This is a genomic window from Mesorhizobium carmichaelinearum (assembly GCF_900199455.1).
GTDB classification, from domain to species: domain Bacteria; phylum Pseudomonadota; class Alphaproteobacteria; order Rhizobiales; family Rhizobiaceae; genus Mesorhizobium; species Mesorhizobium carmichaelinearum.
The window spans coordinates 115,461-134,013 of the sequence record NZ_FZQR01000003.1 but is presented as its reverse complement, the minus strand read 5'-3'; the positions used below and the strand labels follow the sequence as shown (position 1 = coordinate 134,013).

Annotated in this window: 15 protein-coding genes; 4 read left to right on the top strand and 11 right to left on the bottom strand. The window is 63.8% G+C overall.

The genetic code is table 11. The features are described 5' to 3' along the window. Nucleotides 1–7: 7 nt before the first annotated feature. From CKW40_RS07315 to CKW40_RS07270, 11 genes are all read right to left on the bottom strand, one after another. On the bottom strand, nt 8–1,249 hold the full coding sequence (locus CKW40_RS07315) for an MFS transporter (protein WP_416361789.1): 1,242 nt from the start codon (nt 1,247–1,249) through the stop codon (nt 8–10). A gap of 116 nt (nt 1,250–1,365) precedes the next feature. Further along, nucleotides 1,366–1,557 carry a twin-arginine translocation signal domain-containing protein gene (locus tag CKW40_RS07310; protein WP_095199707.1) on the bottom strand — a complete coding sequence of 64 codons (192 nt, stop codon included), beginning with the start codon at nt 1,555–1,557 and terminating at the stop codon, nt 1,366–1,368. Between the two features lie 398 nt (nt 1,558–1,955). Then, entirely contained in the window at nt 1,956–2,753 is a 798-nt protein-coding gene (locus CKW40_RS07305; RefSeq protein ID WP_095199706.1) for an ABC transporter ATP-binding protein, read from the bottom strand. Between the two features lie 11 nt (nt 2,754–2,764). Continuing rightward, a complete protein-coding gene (gene ntrB / locus CKW40_RS07300) occupies nt 2,765–3,655 on the bottom strand; it encodes a nitrate ABC transporter permease (protein WP_095199291.1) in 891 nt (296 codons plus the stop codon). Between the two features lie 51 nt (nt 3,656–3,706). Then, nucleotides 3,707–5,023, bottom strand: coding sequence for a CmpA/NrtA family ABC transporter substrate-binding protein (locus CKW40_RS07295; RefSeq protein WP_095199290.1), 1,317 nt, complete (start codon nt 5,021–5,023; stop codon nt 3,707–3,709). Continuing rightward, nucleotides 5,001–5,309 carry a hypothetical protein gene (locus CKW40_RS42795; protein WP_143748257.1) on the bottom strand — a complete coding sequence of 103 codons (309 nt, stop codon included), beginning with the start codon at nt 5,307–5,309 and terminating at the stop codon, nt 5,001–5,003. The genes CKW40_RS07295 and CKW40_RS42795 overlap by 23 nt, the downstream gene beginning before the upstream one ends. 71 nt (nt 5,310–5,380) lie before the next feature. Beyond that, nucleotides 5,381–6,619 carry a CmpA/NrtA family ABC transporter substrate-binding protein gene (locus tag CKW40_RS07290; RefSeq protein ID WP_095199289.1) on the bottom strand — a complete coding sequence of 413 codons (1,239 nt, stop codon included), beginning with the start codon at nt 6,617–6,619 and terminating at the stop codon, nt 5,381–5,383. Further along, complete coding sequence (locus tag CKW40_RS07285) at nt 6,616–7,218, bottom strand: ANTAR domain-containing response regulator (RefSeq protein ID WP_027045429.1); 603 nt, start codon at nt 7,216–7,218, stop codon at nt 6,616–6,618. Before CKW40_RS07285 ends, CKW40_RS07290 begins: the two co-directional genes overlap by 4 nt. A 153-nt stretch (nt 7,219–7,371) precedes the next feature. Next, complete coding sequence (locus CKW40_RS07280) at nt 7,372–7,701, bottom strand: hypothetical protein (protein WP_095199288.1); 330 nt, start codon at nt 7,699–7,701, stop codon at nt 7,372–7,374. Nucleotides 7,702–7,801: 100 nt separating this feature from the next. Next, complete coding sequence (locus CKW40_RS07275) at nt 7,802–8,602, bottom strand: endonuclease/exonuclease/phosphatase family protein (protein ID WP_095199705.1); 801 nt, start codon at nt 8,600–8,602, stop codon at nt 7,802–7,804. A 123-nt stretch (nt 8,603–8,725) separates the two neighbouring features. Next, the gene (locus CKW40_RS07270; protein WP_095199287.1) at nt 8,726–10,189 is read right to left on the bottom strand and encodes a phospholipase D-like domain-containing protein; all 1,464 of its coding nucleotides are present in this window, start codon (nt 10,187–10,189) and stop codon (nt 8,726–8,728) included. A 325-nt stretch (nt 10,190–10,514) separates the two neighbouring features. On the opposite strand from CKW40_RS07270, the gene CKW40_RS07265 reads away from it, so the two are divergent. The 4 genes from CKW40_RS07265 to CKW40_RS07250 all read left to right on the top strand — a co-directional run bounded on the left by CKW40_RS07265 (nt 10,515) and on the right by CKW40_RS07250 (nt 18,552). Then, nucleotides 10,515–10,709, top strand: a complete 195-nt coding sequence (locus CKW40_RS07265; RefSeq protein ID WP_095199286.1) for a hypothetical protein — start codon at nt 10,515–10,517, stop codon at nt 10,707–10,709. A 482-nt stretch (nt 10,710–11,191) separates the two neighbouring features. After that, nucleotides 11,192–11,941, top strand: coding sequence for an AraC family transcriptional regulator (locus CKW40_RS07260; RefSeq protein ID WP_244571122.1), 750 nt, complete (start codon nt 11,192–11,194; stop codon nt 11,939–11,941). A 294-nt stretch (nt 11,942–12,235) separates the two neighbouring features. Then, nucleotides 12,236–12,652, top strand: coding sequence for a helix-turn-helix domain-containing protein (locus CKW40_RS07255; protein WP_244571121.1), 417 nt, complete (start codon nt 12,236–12,238; stop codon nt 12,650–12,652). A gap of 200 nt (nt 12,653–12,852) precedes the next feature. Beyond that, nucleotides 12,853–18,552, top strand: a complete 5,700-nt coding sequence (locus tag CKW40_RS07250; protein ID WP_095199283.1) for a beta strand repeat-containing protein — start codon at nt 12,853–12,855, stop codon at nt 18,550–18,552. Nucleotide 18,553: the final 1 nt, after the last annotated feature.

The following is an 18,553-nucleotide window of genomic DNA, read 5'->3' as shown; positions in this document are numbered from 1 at the left end:
TCCGGTCTCACTCAGCCGCGTAGGAAAGGGGTGAAGGTTCGGCGGATGCCGCGCGCTCCATGCGCCGGATGGAGACATGCATCCAGGCAAGGCAGGTGACGACGATGACGAAGAGCAGCATGAAGCAACTCGACCACACGCCGGTGAGGTCGTTGAGGGCGCCGAAGGCGATCGGCAGGATGAAGCCGCCGAGCCCGCCGATCATGCCCACCACACCACCGACCGCGCCGACGCTCTGCGGATAGTAGGCCGGGATGTGCTTGTAGACGGCGGCCTTGCCGAGGCTCATGAAAAAGCCGAGCACGCAGGCGACGGCGATGAAGGCGAGCGGGCCGATCTCGAAATGGAAGGCGATCGGCCCGCTAATGCCGCGCACGACGTAGTCTGCCGAGGGGAGAGACAGAACGAGAGTCGCGACGGCACTGACGGCGAACGTCGAATAGAGTACGGTCCGGGCGCCGATCCGGTCGGCAAGCACGCCGCCATAGGCGCGGAACACACTTGCGGGAATTGAATAGGCGGCGCCGATCATGCCGGCGGTCGCAAGCCCGAAGCCGTAGACGCCGATCAGGTAGCGCGGCAGCCACAGCGACAGCGCCACGAACGCGCCAAAGGCGAAGAAGTAGTAGAAGGCGAAGCGCCAGACCTGCACATTCTTGAGCGGCGCGAATTCCTGCCAGAAGCTTCTCGTGGGTGCTGCCTTGCCGGCGCGGCGCTCGCGGATGACGGGATCATCGCCGGTGGTGAACCAGAAGATGGCAGCCATGACGACGAGCGCTGCCGCCCAGATCAGAGCCACCGACTGCCAGCCCCAGGAGAGAAGCACGAAGGGCGCCAGGAATTTGGTGACCGCGGCCCCGACATTGCCGGCACCGAAGATACCGAGGGCCGTGCCCTGCTTGTCGGCCGGGAAGAAGCGCGAGACATAGGACACGCCGACAGCGAAGGAGCCGCCGGCGAGCCCGACGCCGAGCGCCGCAACCAGCATCTGCCCGTAGGTGTGCGCGAAAGCCAGCAGGAAGGTCGCAACCGCCGCCGCAAGCATGGTCGCGGTGTAGACCAGCCGTCCGCCAAAGCGGTCGGTCCAGACGCCGAGCACCATGCGCACGAGCGAACCGGTGAGGATCGGCGTGCCGACGAGCAGGCCGAACTGCGTCTCGTTCAGTCCGAGCTCCTGCTTTATGCGCACGCCGATGATTGAAAAGATCGTCCACACCGCGAAGCATACGGTGAAGGCGATGGTGGACATCACAAGCGCCTGCCGGGGAGCACTGTCCTGGCTGGGCGCGGCTGGGAGATTTGCGGTCAATGTCTGGCTCCGGTTTGCGGCGTGGGAGGCGCCGCGGATATTTTGTGGGTGAATGGTCAGCGGCGCGGCATCGATGGGGGCAACGAGACCCGGTTCGCGACGGTCAAGTCCTTGCTTTGGGTTTTGGCGCCGATCGGAAACAGCAGGAGCGCGGCGGTGAACAGTGCCGCCGTCAGCGCGCTGCTGGCCAGAAAATCGCGGCGCGTGAAGTCCGCGAGGGATGCGCCAGTTCCGATCCGTTTCGTCATCGTCGTCTCCGGTTGGGCGCCGCTTGGACCAGCGCCGTCGATCGCGCAAAAAACAAAAAAGCCGCCGGCCAGGTCTTCGCGCGTCCGTCCATCCGGGATCGCGCATTGACCTGAGCGGCAGCTTTGCCTGTGGCGCCCGCCATTGGACGCCGTGTCACTTGGCCCTTGCGGACCTACATTCTGCAAAGCAGGAAGCGTGCCAATTCGACAGCGCCCTAGATTATCGAATGAAATCAATGTGGGCCGCAGCTGGGCGACTTTTGACCGAGCCCGGCAGCGGATCAAAGATTAGTCAGACTGCCTTGCACGGCAGCATAATATTTGTGCAGTGCGGTAGGCTGCCTATTGTCGATGCAGATTGCCAATTGGCGATGATTGCGCGTTTTTCGGTCATGATCTTACTCCGCGGCTGCGACGAAGCGGTGGCGCTCGTAGAGGAACTTCAGCACCGCCTCGCGGCAGCGCAGGAAGGTGCGGTCGGAGGAAAGCTCGACACGCCGGCGTGGTCGGGCCAGCGGCACGGCAAGCACCTCGCCGATGGTCGCGGCCGGGCCGTTGGTCATCATCACGATACGGTCGGACAAGAGCACGGCCTCGTCGACATCGTGGGTGATCATGATGGTCGTCGAGTCCAACCGCGAATGGATGTCCATCACCGCGTCCTGCAGATGGGCGCGCGTCAGCGCGTCGAGCGCGCCGAACGGCTCATCGAGCAGCAGGATCTTCGGCTCCATGGCCAGTGCTCGTGCAATGCCGACACGCTGCTTCATGCCGCCGGAAATTTCGGCCGGGCGCTTGTCCCTGGCATGCGCCATCTGCACGAGGTCGAGATTGCGCATGATCCAGTCGTGCCGCTCCGCTCGGCTCTTGCTGCGGCCGAAGACCTTGGATACTGCGAGGTTGATGTTCTCGTAGACGGTGAGCCAAGGCAGCAGCGAGTGGTTCTGGAACACCACGGCGCGTTCCGGGCCGGGGCTGTCGACCTCCTTGTTTTCGAGCAGCACGGCGCCGGCGGATACATTCGTCAGGCCGGCGATCAGGTTGAGCAAGGTCGACTTGCCGCACCCGGAATGGCCGATGATGGAGACGAATTCTCCCTTGTTGATGGTCAGCTTGATGTCCTTCAGCACCTCGCTGACCTGACCGCCGCGCGAAAAGGATTTGTCGATATGGTCGAGCTTCAGATAGGCCGTCATCTTGCCCCCCCTCATTTTGCCGTTGTGCCGCGGGTGACAAAGGCGCCGACCGCCGCGACCAGCCGGTCGAGGCAGAAGCCGGTGACGCCGATATAGGCGAGCGCGACGATGATGTCGGGTAGCCGCGACGAGTTCCACGCGTCCCAGATGAAGAAGCCAATGCCGACGCCGCCGGTCAGCATTTCGGCGGCGACGATGGCGAGCCAGGACAGGCCGATGCCGATGCGCAGACCGGTGAAGATGTAGGGGGCCGCGGCCGGCACCATGATCTTGACGAAGAATTCGAACGGGTTGAGCCGCAGGATGCGGGCGACGTTGCGGTAATCCTGCGGGATGTTGCGCACGCCGACGGCGGTGTTGATGATGATCGGCCAGATCGACGTGATGAAGATGACGAACAGCGCCGACGGGCTGGAATCGCGGAACGCCGCCAGCGACAGTGGCAGCCAGGCCAGCGGCGGTACGGTGCGCAGGATCTGGAACACCGGATCGAGGCCGCGCATCGCCCAGACCGACTGGCCGACCAGCGCGCCGAGCGCGACCCCGACCACCGCCGCCATGCCGAAGCCGATGGCGACGCGCTGCAGCGAGATAAGCACCCGCCACGCCAGCCCGATATCCTGCGGGCCGTTGTCGAAGAACGGATGCGCGATCAGGTCATAGGCCTCGTTCCACACCTGGCTCGGCGGCGGCAGGCTTGATGTGGGTGACGAGCAGGCGACCTGCCAGACGACGAGCAGGACGAGGATGACGACGGCCGGCGGCACCAGCGCCGTCGCCAGCTTGCCGGCAATGGCGAGCGGGTCGATGCGGCGCCGGGCCTTGGCTGTGAAGGTGACCAGTTCGGCGGGCTTTGCCGGAAACGCCTTCACCTTGGTGTCCTCGATGGTTTGGATGGACATGTCTTGGAAAACTCCTGGGCGTTGGGCGACAACGCGCGAGCGGCGTTGCGCCTAAGCCGATGCCTTGATCTTGAGGCTGTCGAGGTAGGCGGACGGGTTGGCCGGATCGAAGACCTTGCCGTCGAAGAAGGTCTCGACGCCCCGCGACGAGGATGCCGGAATGTCGGTGGCCGCCACGCCGAGATCCTTGGCTGCCTCGCGCCACAGATCCTCGCGGTTGACCTGATCGACCAGCGCCTTGACGTCGGTGGTTGGTGCGAATTTGCCCCAGCGGATGTTCTCGGCGAGGAACCACGAATCATGGCTCTTGAACGGATAGGAGACGCCGCCCTTCCAGAACTTCATGTAGAGGTCGGTGCCCTTGGCGACGCGGCCATTGCCGTAGTTGATATCGCCCTTGAGGCGACCGATGATGTCAGCGACGGGCACATTCATCCACTGCCGCTTGCCGATGATAGCGGCCATCTCGTCCTTGTTCTCCATGGCCTCGCACCATTGCTGGGCTTCCATGACGGCCATCAGGATCGCCTTGGTGGCGTTCGGGTTCTTCTCGATGAAGGCGGCGCGCAGGCCGAGCGCCTTTTCCGGATGGCCCTTCCACAATTCGCCCGTGGTGGCGGCGGTGAAGCCGACGCCCTGATGGACGAGTTGCTCGTTCCACGGCTCGCCGACGCAGAACACGTCCATGTTGCCGACCTTCATGTTGGCCACCATCTGCGGCGGTGGCACGACGATGGTCGAGACGTCCTTGTCGGGATCGATGCCGCCGGCGGCCAGCCAGTAGCGTATCCACAGGTCATGTGTGCCGCCCGGGAAGGTCATGGCGGCCTTCACTTCCTTGCCGGCGGCCTTCTTGGCGGCGAAGGCTTCCTTCAGCTTGGAGGCGTCGAGGCCGACGCCGGTGGCGGCGTATTCCTGAGCGACGGAAATTCCCTGGCAGTCGTAGTTCAGCCGCGCCACGATCGCCATCGGCATCGGCTGGTTGTTCTGCGTCACCTTGCCTGTGTGCATGAGGTAGGGCAGCGGCGTCAGGATGTGGGCGCCGTCAATGCCGTTGGCCTCTCCGCCGAGCATCAGATTGTCGCGCGTGGCGCCCCAGGAGGCCTGCTTCAGCACCTCGACATCGGGCATGCCGTATTTGGCGAACAGGCCCTTCTCCTTGGCGATCATCAGGGGCGCCGCATCGGTCAGCGCGATGAAGCCGAGCTTGGCGCCGGTGACTTCCGGGGCGGCGGTCGCGGCATAGGCGCCAGAGGGGAGCAGCGCACGCGCGGCTGCCAGGGTTGCCGCGGTGGCAGCACTTGCCATCAGAAAATTGCGACGGGTCATGCCTTCAAGGGGGGCTTCAGTCTTGATGCGTTTCGTCATCGTCGTCTCCCGTTGGGCACTGCTCGGGATCAGCGCCGTCGATTGCGTGTTCGGTCAAAACAAAAAAGCCGCCGGCCAGGCCGCGCGCGTCCGTCCATCCGGGATCGCGTGTTGACCTGAGCGGCAGCTTTGCCTGTAGCGCCCGCCATTGGACGCCTGTTACGTGACCCGAGAAGAGTCTGCCCATTGCAACGCAGGAACCGTGCCAGTTTTGGAATGGATGATAAATATCAATAAAATCAATGATATGGTACGGTATCGGCGCACGGGCCCGCAGGGCGAGCAAGCCAAAGATTGTTCATCAACGCACGTGCACGCACAATTTTTGTGCAATGCACAAGAGTGGCGCGGAAATGATCAGGCTTCCGCGCGGGCCGATTTCTGATGCGCTATGTAGGCGTCGATCTCGTCGGGATCGAAAATCTGGCCGTCGAAGAAACCGTCCGGGCCGAGCACCAGGCCGGCGCCGGTCGCGCCGACCGCGGTGGCGACCTTGAGCGCGCCTTCGACCTTCGCATTGGCGCCGGGGAGGGCGACACCAAGCGGCTTCAGCGCCGAGCGATAGAGGTCGGGCCGATAGCAATCCCGGGCGATCGCAAGGTTTTCCGGCGTGTGCGCCACATGCCCCCAACGCACCATCTGGGTGTAGAACCACAGCGCATGGCTCTTCCACGGAAAATTCGCCGCCTTGTCGAAGGGCAGGAAGAAATCGTCGATATCTCGCTCTGCCCCGCCGCCCAATTGGAGATGGCCGGTCAGGATCGGCATCTGCACGGCCGGCGGCAGGCCGAGGAAGCCGGGCTGCGCCATCACATTGGCCAGTTCGCCGTGGTTGACCGGATCCTGGCACCAGCGCGCCGAGTGATGCAGCGCGCGCAGCAGTGCCGCCAGAGCCTCGGGATTCTCGTCCGCCCAGACTTTGCGCACGCCGATGACCTTCTCCGGGCTGTTTCGCCATATCTGTGCCTTGACGGTGACGATATGCCCGGTGCCGGCGGCCACCGCAGCGCTGTTCCAGGGTTCGCCGACGCAGTAGCCGTCGATGCGCCCGGTGGCCAGCGCGTCGGCCATGAAGGGCGGCGGCACGATGACGATCTCGATTTCACGGTCTGGGTCGACGCCGCAGGCGGCGAGCCAGTAGCGCAGTTCGTAATTATGCCCGGAATGCGGATGCACGACGGCAAAGCGCAGCGGCTCGCGGCCTGCCACCGCCCGTTCCCGGATGAATGCGCCAAGTGCCGCCCCGGCGCGCGCCGGATCGAGATCGGCTTCAGCGCCATGCGCCGCCATGCCGGCCCAGACAGCGTTGGAGATGGTGACGCAATTGCCGCCGAGCCCGAGCGAGAACGGCACGATGGTTTCCGAAGCGAGCGGCGTCAGCCCGAGATTGCAGGCGAGCGGCATGGGTCCCAGCATATGGGCGAGATCGAAGTGGCCGATGGCGATGCGGTCGCGGATGTTGGCCCAGGACGTCTCGCGGTGCAGCGTCAGGTCAATGCCTTCGCGTGCGGTGAAGCCAAGCTCGCTTGCGGCGACCAGCACGGCGCTGTCGAAAAGCGGCATGAAGCCGGCGGTGATCTGGTGCCTCATGCTCATTCGTCCTCCGCCGGCCCCAGCAAACCGGCCGCGGTCACCAGGCTCTGGGCGATATCGCTGATCTTGCGGTTCTGGTTCATCGCCGTCTTGCGCAGCAGCGTATAGGCGGCCTCTTCGGAGAGGCCGCGCGACTTCATCAATATGCCCTTGGCGCGGTCGATCACCTTGCGGCTCTCGAGTTCGCTGCGCGCCTCTTCCAGTTCGCGCGCCATGCGCGAGAAGGCATTGAAGCGGCTGACGGCCATGTCGAGGATCGGCTTGACGCGCTCTTGCCGCAACCCATCGACGACATAGGCCGAGACGCCGGCATCGACCGCCGCCTCGATCGAGGCCTGGTCCGAACGGTCGACGAACATGGCGATCGGGCGCTTCACGGCACGCGACAACTGGAACATGTTTTCGAGCATGTCGCGGTTGGGGTTTTCGAGATCGATGACGATGACGTCGGGTTCGATCTCGGCGATCCGCCGGGCAATGCCGGTCACGTCATGGATGACGGTGACCCGCTGATGGCCGGCCTCGCGCAAGCCGGCCTCGATGATCGAGGCACGGATGCGATTTTCATCGATCACCAGGACGGCTAGGGAGGATCGGACCATGCCTGCATTGTGGGCAAGGTCACGAAATTGTGCAATGCGGCATAGCCACGTCCTTTTGAAGGGCGTGGCTATGCCGCATCATCGCTTACCGCTGTGGATTGCTTCCTGCTCGGAAGCAGATCACGTCGTCTTGCTGCAAAGGCAGGGTGTGGGTCAGCCGCAGACGCGAACCTGCTCGATCACCCTGTGATGGTGGCGCCAGTGCTTGATGATCTCGATATGACAGCGGTGATGCCGGTGGTGGCGGCGATACTGGCCATCGTTGTTGTCATCATATTGCACGTTCTGGTCGTCGCCATACTGGTTGTCGTAATTCTGCCGGTGATGGCGGCGAACGATAATCTGGCCGTTGTCGGATTCATCGTCCGGTGAATACCGGTTGCCGTCGTCCGACTGGATAATCACGCTTGCGGCTTGCGTCGGCGCAATGACTGCGGCTGTGGCGGCCAATGCCACCATAGAAGCCAGAAATAACTTCTTCATGTTTCGTTCTCCTGAGGTTCAATGCGTATCAACTCGCAGAAAGAATTAGCGTTCCAAAATGAATCCCGAGCTTTTCGAAGCCCTGCATGACAAGCCGGGCCTATAGGCGAACAAACGCCGTGAGCGGCAGATGGTCGGAGGCAACGCGCGAAAGTGGCGTATCATGCGCTTCCACCGCTGCGATCATTCCGTGCCGATTGGTCATGATCCGGTCGAGCGCCAAAAGCGGCAGGTTCGAGGGGAAGGTGGGGACCGCCGGTGGCTGCGGCCCGAAAGTCGCATGCAGCGTGTTGAGCGCGGAGCGGTTGCCGAGCCGCCATTCGTTGAGGTCGCCGAGCAGCAAGGTCGGCTTTTCATCGGCGCTGCTCATGATGTCCAGCACGACGCGGGCCTGCTGCGAGCGCGAGTGGCGCAGCAGGCCGAGATGGGCTGCGATGATGCGCAAGGTCCGGTCTCCGTCGAGGTCGATCTCCGCCACCACCGCACCGCGCGGCTCCAGGCCCGGAAGCCTGATCTGATGCACGTCGCGGACGACGCCCTTCTTGAACAGCAGGACATTGCCGTGCCAGCCATGGCCCTTGCCGGTGGCTGAAATCGGCACCGGCACAAGGCCGGTTTCCCGCTCGAGGCGCGGCAGGTCGAGAAGCCCGTCACGGTCGCCGAAACGGTTGTCCGCTTCCTGCAGGGCGATGACGTCAGGATCGATTTCGCGGATGACGCGGCTGGTGCGCTCAGGATCGAACTTGCGATCGACACCGATGCATTTGTGGACGTTGTAGGAAGCGACCAGCGTGCCTGTGGTGGCGGTCGCCTTGTGCGCAGCCGCGTTTGCCTTGCGCATCCGCCTGTCGCGGATGGACAAAAGCATGGTTGCCGGGAGGCTGCGTCCGTTCATCCGCACCGTGTGCCTGCCATGCGTGCTGCTTCCACCATGCACCTCAAATAGAGTCTCTGCGCGTATGTTCCATGGCCGACACCAAACTATCCGTCAAACACGTCGTTTTGTTAAAGACGAGAGACCTTTCTAGAGATAGGGCGATCCCAGCCACAGGATGCGGTCGAACAACCGGATGATGAACGGCCGGGCCCGCAAGGAGTCCAGCGTGACAGGAATGGCCGTTTCGATTGCCGAGCCAATCCGGGCTTCGATCTCGTGGGCAAAGCCTGCGTCGAGGACCTCCAGATCGATCTCGAAGTTCAACCGCAGCGACCGGGCGTCGAGGTTGGACGAGCCGACATAGGCCCACACGCCGTCGATTGACAGCAGCTTGGAATGGTCGAATGGGCCCTCCGTTCGCCAAATGCGGCAATAATTCTTCAGGATCTGGTCGAACTGCGCGGTCATGGCGCGGTCGACAAGGAAGAGATTGTTGACCGCGGGAACCACGACATCGATCTCGACGCCGCGTCGGGCGGCGGTGATCAAGGCGCTGATCAGTTCCCGGTCCGGCAGGAAATAGGGCGACATCAGGCGGATCGACTTGCGCGCGACCGAGAAGGCGCCGATCAGCAGCTTGTGGTTGGTCTCATTGCTGGCATCCGGCCCGGACGCGACCGCCCGCACCAGCATCGGCTGGCCGGGTGCCGGCGATAGCGGGGCAATATGCCAGGCATCGCCCTTCAGCGCTTCGTTGGCGGCGAAACGCCAGTCTTCGGCAGCAACCGAGAACAGGTCGGCGACGACAGGTCCGGTGACCTTGAAATGCGTGTCCCTGGCGCTGCTGGAGCCTGCGAACTCGGCGGAAAAACCCTTGCGGATGTTCATGCCGCCGGTGAAGGCGACCGTGCCGTCGACCACCAGGATCTTCCGATGGGTCCTGAGGTTGGCGTAGGGCAGGCGCAGGCCCATGACGATGTTGCCGTTGAAGACATCGGCGGGGATGTTGGCGCGGCGCAGATGGCCGAGGATGCTGGGGACGGAGTAACGGGCGCCGACGGCGTCGATCAGCACGCGAACGGTGACGCCGCGCGCGACGGCGCCGGCCAGCGATTCGACGAAAAGCAGGCCGACGGCGTCATTGTCGAAAATATAGGTCTCGAGCAGGACGCTGCGTTCGGCGCCATCGATCGCCGCGCACATGGCGGCATAGGCCTCGTCGCCGGTCTCCAGCACGTCGATGGCATTGCCCGGATTGAGCGCGCGCCGCGCCACCCTGTCGCCCAGCGTGCGCAGGCCGGTGAAGCGCTGACCGTAGCGCTCGACGATCAGCGCCTCCTCGGCGGCGATGTCACGCTCATCCTTGGCGGATACTGCGTCGCCGGCAAGCGGGCGCTGCGCGGTGATCGTGGCGCGGCGGATGCGGTTGATGCCGGCCACGGCATAGATCAGCACGCCGAGGATCGGTGACAGCACCATGACGCCGACCCAGCCGGTGGCGGCGCGCACATCTTCCTTGGTCATGACGGCGTGGGCGATGCCGACGGTCGCCATCACCACCGAGATGATCGCCAGGATTTGGGTCCAGTGAGTCGCAATAGTCTCGAACATTGCCGGGACTATCCAGCGGGCGATTGCAGAAGGCAATGCAGGCGGTCATGCCTGGCATTCGCCGGATGGCGGTCGCGACCTGGCCAGCGCCTCGGCTGAGGAAATCTATTCCCAGGTTGAGTTTGGGTCGATGAAATTCCCCGGAAATCCCGCCTGGGAAAGCCAACTTGACCCGAGGTAAAGCATAGAGACGGCGTGGTCCGGCATCGTCCTGTGCTGCCTTGGTGGTCCAAGACCTGCTGTACTTTGGTACCACGTCTGTTGTATATCAGAGGGAACGAAAATAACGATATAACACTTTGATCGGAGGCGGGGGGAGCGCCGAATGATGAGATTCAACTTCGAGGGACCTCTGGTGGGGGACGGCGACATGTCGGCCGCATGCCAGGGCCAGTTGCTTCCTCTTGTCCATGAGATCGTCCAGGCGGCGCTCGCGGCCGGCTGGAATCAGGACGATGTCCTCCTGGCTTTTGTGGAACTCACCTGGGATCTGTACGAGCAACGTCGCGGTGATCTTTAGCAGCCTGCCGGAATCAGTCGGTTCGGCGCCCCGTCTTGCCTTGCCGCCGATTTCGGTGGCAAAGAAACAAGCAGTGGATTCGCGGAAGCCGCACCAAGGCTGATGAGCGAAACTCAGGGATGGCGAAGACCTGCCAACCCTATGAAATAGAATTCTCGCCTACTTCCTCGATCGGTCATTTTTTTTGTCTTTTCGCGAATAAAAATTTTTCTTTGCGCGGGGGAGTTCTTCCCTAGCCGAGTTGTGTGCGTTACGCTGTTTTCGGGTCGGGCAAAGGGGGATTCGAGCGGCAGCAAGACGGCCGAGGCGATGTAATGAAAAATGCGGACGAGGCTCGGGAGGGCGGCGTTTCCCGAGGCGTCGATCGGACAGCCCGATACGTCTTGGACATCATTCCGGAAAGTGCTGGTCCCAGAAGAGCCACCGCGCGCGGCAGCGTCATCCATTCCGTCCGCGGTCCTGGGTCGCAGACGTTCCTGGCCATGGAACATTCCGCGGGCATTGTGCTGAGGCCAGGGCGCAAATTCAGAGCCTCGCTCGGCAGCGACAAGATCACGGAATACGATGCGCCGGTCGGATGCCTCATCATCAACCCGGCGGGGGTCGACAGCACCTTCGCCTGGTCGGAGACCAGGGAAAACGCCGTCGTCTCCATATCGCCGGAAGCGCTGTCGGAACTGGCCGCGCATGAGTCCGATCGCGCCGACGTGGAGCTTGCGCCGCCTGCGTTCGGCACGGTCGACCTGAGAGCCCTCAACATAGCCCAGATGATCACCGCCGAGCTGACCGGGACGCTGCCACCGAATGAGCTCTATCTGGATTCGCTACTCACCGTATTCGGCGTGCATCTGCTGCGCACATATACGAGCCGCAGCAGGCCGGCCGTGTTGCCCAAAGGCGGGCTCTCTGCGGTTGGGGCCCGACGCGTGCGCGAGTATCTCGACGAGAACTTCGTGCGAAAAGTCATGGTCGCCGAGCTTGCCTCGGTCGCGGGGGTTTCCCCCAATCATTTCATAGCAAGGTTCGCCAGGACATTCGGCATGCCGCCGCATCGCTATCTGATCAATCTGCGCCTGGACCTCGCGGAAAAGCTGCTGGCCGGCGGCGAGTTCGCGATAGCCGAAGTCGCCTACCTCGCCGGATTTTCAGATCAGAGCCACCTGGCCGCGACCATGAAGAAGTACAGGGGAAGGACGCCGACCAAGACCGGATATGCGCCGGGCAGAAACTGAAAGCTCGGTATGGCAAAGTGGCAACACCTGCCGTCCGACAATCCAAGACCGGAATTTCCTACAAAGCTTCCGGAGTTTTCCAAAATACGTCCATCACTACTTTGCCCCAAGGCATAACGGGAGTCATTCGGAATGGCATGGAGCCTGCGCATTGTTCGCCATCTGGTCGGACTGATCGAATGAATTGGAGCGACATTGCAGCCACGGCTCGATCGATCACGAATTGTTTTTGGGAGGAACGGCGAGGGCGGTCCCGGGTTGAATTCCATCTGCGAAATATCAAGGGACCGAAAGATGCGGTCTGATGATGGCGCTTCGGAATCGGCGTCCGGACCTCCCGCGCGACAACCGGCGCTGAACGTGAAAGGCGGGCTTTCCACACACGGCGCGCGCAAGGTGCAGGAATTCCTGGGTCAGAACTTTACGCGCAAGCTGGCGCTTGCCGAGATGGCGGCGGTTTGCGGCCTTTCATCCTATCACTTCGTGCGGGCTTTCTCCCGCACGTTCGGGGTGCCGCCGCATCAATACGTCCTCGATCTGCGGCTGGACTTTGCCGAAAGACTGCTTGCCGAAAGCCACATGACGATCGCCGATATCGCCCATTTGAGTGGTTTTTCGAGCCAGAGCCATTTTACTACTGTGATGAAGAAATATCGGCATGTAACGCCATTGCAAGCGCGCTTTGGTAAGCTTAACTCAAAGCGTAAGTGATGTATGCACGCCTCAACATTGTTTTGCGTTACCTTATCATAGCGCTAACTAAAGTAACTATCCGTTAACTCCTGCGAAGTTGTGCTGATTTTTCTCAAAAAACAGCAATTTCCTGAAATACGGCAAACCAGAATCGTGTCTTTCTGCGACGTGCTGGAATTGTCAGACATTTCCTGACGGCTGGCGAACGGAGAGGGACCATGGCCGACAATCGCATTTCAAGTGGCTCGCTTGTTCAGCGTCGCGCGGCGCCTTTCGCCGGACATTGGATTGCTGGCGCCGATCACGGCTCCCGCTCGGTCCGCCGGCGCCTGATGGCGGTCCTGCGCATGGCGCATCGCGTGCTCGGCATGCGCCGCAAGGGACATGGACTCGGCATGCTCGGCACCGGCAGGATTTTGGCGGCGGCGCTGGGTGCGATCGCATTGGGCGGCATCGCCACGCCGGCATCAGCACAGGTTTTCGGCGGCGGCGGCACGGCAAACGGAGTGCGCGGTATCGCGTTTGGGTCCGGAGCCGTGCAAAACGGAGCCGACTCGATAGCCGAGGGCACCAATGCCAGCGCGGGCGCCCAGAATGCCGTAGCGGTTGGCTTCCAGTCGCTCGCGACCCAGATCAATTCCATCTATCTTGGCTCGCGCACCGCAGTAGGAACGGGCGCTCTTGCACAGAGCGCCATCGGCATCGGCACGGATGTCACGGCATCTCAGGCCGACGCCATCGGGATAGGGCGTTCATCCGTTGCGTCGGCACAATACTCGGTGGCTCTCGGCCTGAATGCGAAAGCCACAGGCACTGGCGGCGCGATGGCGCTCGGCCAAGGCACGATCTCCAACGGCGTTAATTCAGTAGCGCTCGGTGTTCAGGCCCAAGCCCTCGGGGCTGGCGCCAACGCCTTGGGCACTTTCTCCGTTGCTTCGGGAGGGAACTCCACCGCCCTTGGCACCAGCTCCACGGCCAGCAACAACTATGCGACAGCCGCAGGCTGGGGATCCGTCGCCAGCGGCGCCGATTCCGCTGCCGTAGGACGTGAGGCCGCCGCGTCGGCGCTTGACTCAACGGCGATGGGGTACATAGCCAAGGCCTCGGGCCAATACAGCACCGCCGTCGGCGCCAACGCCAATGCCTCAGCGACGTCTAGCACCTCGATCGGCCAGAACACGGCTGCGTCGGGCGTTCAAGCGACCGCTCTCGGCTTCAACGCCAATGCCAGCTTCCTGAATGCGACCGCGCTAGGCGCCAACTCCACCGCCAGCGCCACGAGCGCCATCGCCGTCGGCAACAATGCCAAGGCCGATTCCGCCGAAGCGGTCGCCATGGGCACCAATGCGGTGGCGACCGGCGGCAAAGCCGTCTCCATAGGTTCCGGCAACACGGCCTATGGCAACGGTGCCGTCTCCATCGGTGATCCGAGCTATGCCAGCGGCACCGGTGCTTTCACCGGCGGCGCCAACAACATCGCCAACAGCGACGGCACGGCAACCGCGACCGCCGCCAACCAGGCCAACGGCGCGGTCGCCATCGGCAACAACAACAAGGCCATCGGCCAAGGCTCCGTGGCGCTGGGCAACGGCTCCACCGCGGGTGCTTCGGGTCTCGCCGGCAATGTCGCGCTCGGCAATGGCGCCACCGCGGCGGCAAGCTCCGGCGACGTGGCGCTGGGTTCGGGCTCGGCGACCGTCGCAGCGGTAGGCACTCCCAATGCGGTGATCAACGGCACGACCTATGCTTTCCAGGGCACCAATCCGACCTCGACGGTCAGCATTGGCGCGCCCGGCGCGGAACGCACGCTCACCAACCTGGCGGCGGGGCGGATCAGCGGCTCCTCGACGGATGCGATCAACGGCTCGCAGCTCTTCGCCACCAACCAGGCGGTCAACGCCATCGGCACCACGCTCAACAACATCAATGTCGGCGGCGGCATTAAGTATTTCCATGCCAACTCGACGCTGGCGGACTCGTCGGCGACGGGTACGGACTCCGTCGCGATCGGACCCGTCGCGACCGCGGTAGGAGACAATTCTCTCGCCGCCGGCGTCAGCGCCAACGCCGGCGGACTCGACAGCACCGCTCTCGGCATCGGGACCATTGCCAGCGCCGACAATTCCACAGCCGTCGGACGTGAAGCCCGCGCCACCGGACTCAACAGTACCGCGCTCGGCCGCGGCGCCCAAAGCAGCGCCGTGAACTCCATCTCTCTCGGCGCTGGGACGAGGGCGACCGGGATAGGCGCCGTCTATGTCGGCTCAAGCACTTTTGCAACGAGCGCCAGTGGAGACAACGCCATCGGCATCGGCACGGACGTGACGGCATCCGAGGACGACGCCATTGCAATGGGGCGTGACAGCCAGGCGACGGCAACCAACGCCGTCGCGGTCGGTCTACAGTCCGCCGCGCTCTCCGCCGACTCTATCGCCATCGGCACGGGCGCGACTACCGACGGTGGCAAGGCCGTGGCCATCGGCGCCGGCAACACCGCTTATGGCGACGGCGCGGTGGCCATCGGCGATCCGAGCTACGCCAGCGGCACCGGCGCCTTCACCGGCGGCGCCAACAACATCGCCAACAGCGATGGCACGGCGAGCGCCACCGCGGCCAATATGGCGGCGGGCGCCGTCGCCATCGGCAACAACAACAAGGCGATCGGACAGGGTTCCGTGGCGCTGGGCAACGGCTCCACCGCGGGTGCTTCCGGCCTCGCCGGCAATGTCGCGCTGGGCAATGGCGCCACGGCGGCGGCGAGCTCCGGCGACGTGGCGCTGGGTTCGGGCTCGGTGACCACGGCGGCGGTGGGCACGGCCAGTGCCGTGATCAACGGCACGACCTATGCCTTCCAGGGCACCAATCCGACCTCGACGGTCAGCATCGGCGCGCCCGGCGCGGAACGCACGCTCACCAATCTGGCGGCGGGGCGGATCAGCTTGACGTCGACCGACGCGGTCAACGGTTCGCAGCTCTTCGCCACCAACCAGGCAGTCGACGCCATCGGCACCACGCTCAACAACATCAATGTCGGCGGCGGCATCAAGTATTTCCACGCCAACTCGACCTTGCCGGATTCCCAGGCGCTTGGAACGAATTCCGTCGCGGTCGGACCGAATGCCGTGGCCAACAATGCCGGTGACGTGGCGATCGGCCTGAATTCCGCATCCGGCACCACGACGGCGGTGGGCGGCACGACGATCGGCGGCGTGAACTACACCTTCGCCGGCACCACGCCAGCCGGAGCGTTCTCTGTCGGTTCGGTGGGAGCCGAACGCCAGATCCAGAACGTCGCGGCCGGACAGTTGAATGGCGGCTCGACCGACGCGGTCAACGGCTCGCAGCTCTTCGCCACCAACCAGCAGGTGACGCAGAACACCACCAATATCGCTGCCAACACCGCCGACATCACCAATCTCGGCAACACGATCACAAACATCAACGGCGGCGGCGGCATCAAGTATTTCCATGCCAACTCGACCTTGCCGGATTCCCAGGCCGTTGGAACGAATTCCGTCGCGGTCGGACCAAACGCCGTGGCCAACAATGCCGGCGATGTGGCGATCGGCCTGAATTCCGCATCCGGCGCCACCACGGCGGTGGGCGGCGCGACGATCGGCGGCGTGAACTATACCTTCGCCGGCACCACGCCGGCCGGCGCCTTCTCGGTCGGCTCGGCTGGAGCCGAGCGCCAGATCCAGAACGTCGCGGCCGGACAGTTGAATGGCGGCTCGACCGACGCGGTCAACGGCTCGCAGCTCTTCGCCACTAATCAGCAGGTCACGCAGAACACGACCGATATTGCCAACATCGGCAGTGGCGTCACCAATCTCGGCAACACGATCAGCAACATCGCCGGCGATACCTCGACGGCCTATACCGACGCCAATGGCATCGGCATCCGCTACGCCCGCACCAACGAGACCGGACTGGCGCAAACCGATTCCTTCGCGCAAGGGGTAGGCTCCACCGCCGTCGGCTACCAGGCGACCGCGACCGGCGTCAGCGGGCTCGCACTCGGTCGTGGCACACAGGCCAGCATCGATGGCAGCGTCGCCCTTGGTTCCGACTCGGTTTCCGATCGCGCCTTGGCACCGGCCACCGGCCAGATCGCTGCCGGTCCATCCAACTTCATCCAGTACAACACCACCGACAAGACGCTGCTCGGCGCCGTGTCGGTCGGCACCAGCACTTCCTACCGGCAGATCACCAATGTCGCCGACGGTACACAGGATCAGGATGCGGTGACGGTGCGCCAGCTCGCCGGCGCCATCGCCTCGGTCTCGTCGACGTCGACCAAATATTTCCATGCCAATTCGACGGCCGGCGACTCGCTCGCGGTTGGCGCGGAATCGGTCGCGGTCGGTCCGACGACGGTCGTCAATGGTGACAATGGCATCGGCATCGGCAATGGCGCCATTGTCGACCAGACCGCACCTGGCGGCACCGCGATCGGCCAGAACGCCCATGTCATGCTGGCCGACGGCCTTGCTCTCGGCACCAATTCGCTGGCGTCCGGTATCCAGTCGGTGGCGCTCGGCGCCGGTGCCCAAAGCACCTTCATCAACAGCGTCGCGCTGGGCGCGCAGTCCATCACCACGGTCGGCGCTCAAACCGGCTACACGGCCTTTGCCTTGACCGCCCCGCAGACCTCGGTCGGCGAGGTGTCGATCGGCTCAGCCGGGGCAGAACGCAAGCTCACCAATGTCGCCGCCGGCTCGGCCGATACCGATGCCGTCAACGTCTCGCAGCTCAAGGGCGTGTCGCAAAATGTCGCCAACCTGTTCGGCGGCGGCACCACGGTCAATCCCGACGGGTCGATCACCGGACCGACCTACACCATCCAGGGCAACAATTATACGACCGTCTCCGACGGCTTCACCGCGGTCGACAATGCGCTCACCAACATCACCAATGGCGGCGGCATCAAGTATTTCCACGCCAATTCGACGCTGGCCGACTCCACCGCCAGCGGCACCGACAGCGTCGCGATCGGCCCGGCCAGCGTGGCGAGCGGCACCAACAGCCTTGCCGCCGGCAATGGCTCGACAGCTACAGGGCAAGGCGCGGTGGCGCTCGGCCAGGGCGCCAAGGCCAACAATGCCAACGATGTGGCGCTCGGTTCCGGCTCGGTGACGCAGACTGCCGTCGGCACGTCCAGCACCGTCATCAACGGCAAGACCTACACCTTCGCCGGCACCGCTCCGATCGGCACCGTCAGCGTCGGCAGTGCCGGCGCCGAGCGCACGATCACCAATGTCGCCGCCGGACAGATCAACGCCAACAGCACCGATGCGGTAAACGGGTCGCAGCTCTACGCCACGAACACGGCGGTCGAGGACTTGAAGAACGGCCTCGGATCGCTCAGCCAGAATGCTGTGGTGTATGACACCAATCCGGACGGCAGCAAGAAGAACAGCATCACGCTGCAGGGCGGCGACGTCAACGCGCCGGTTGTCATCTCCAATGTCGGCCCCGGCGTTGCCGGCACCGATGCGGTCAACGTCAACCAGCTCAACCAGGGCCTGACCGCGGGCAAGACCTATACGGACACCCAGGTGAACTACGCCATCAGCACGTCCAACACCTATACCGACAAGGTGGCTGCCACGACCTTGCAGTCGGCGAATGACTACACCGACCAGAAGCTCAGCCAGCTCAATACCGACATCAGCGGCATTCGCGACGAAGCCCGGCAGGCGGCGGCGATCGGGCTTGCCGCTGCCTCACTGCGCTACGACGACCGTCCCGGAAAGCTGAGCGTCGCGGCGGGCGGCGGCTTCTGGCGTGACGCGGGCGCCTTCGCCTTCGGCGCGGGCTACACCAGCGAGGACGGTCGCATCCGTGGCAATGTGTCGGGCACGGCGGCGGGTGGAAATGTCGGCGTCGGCGCCGGCATCAGCTTCACCTTGAACTGAG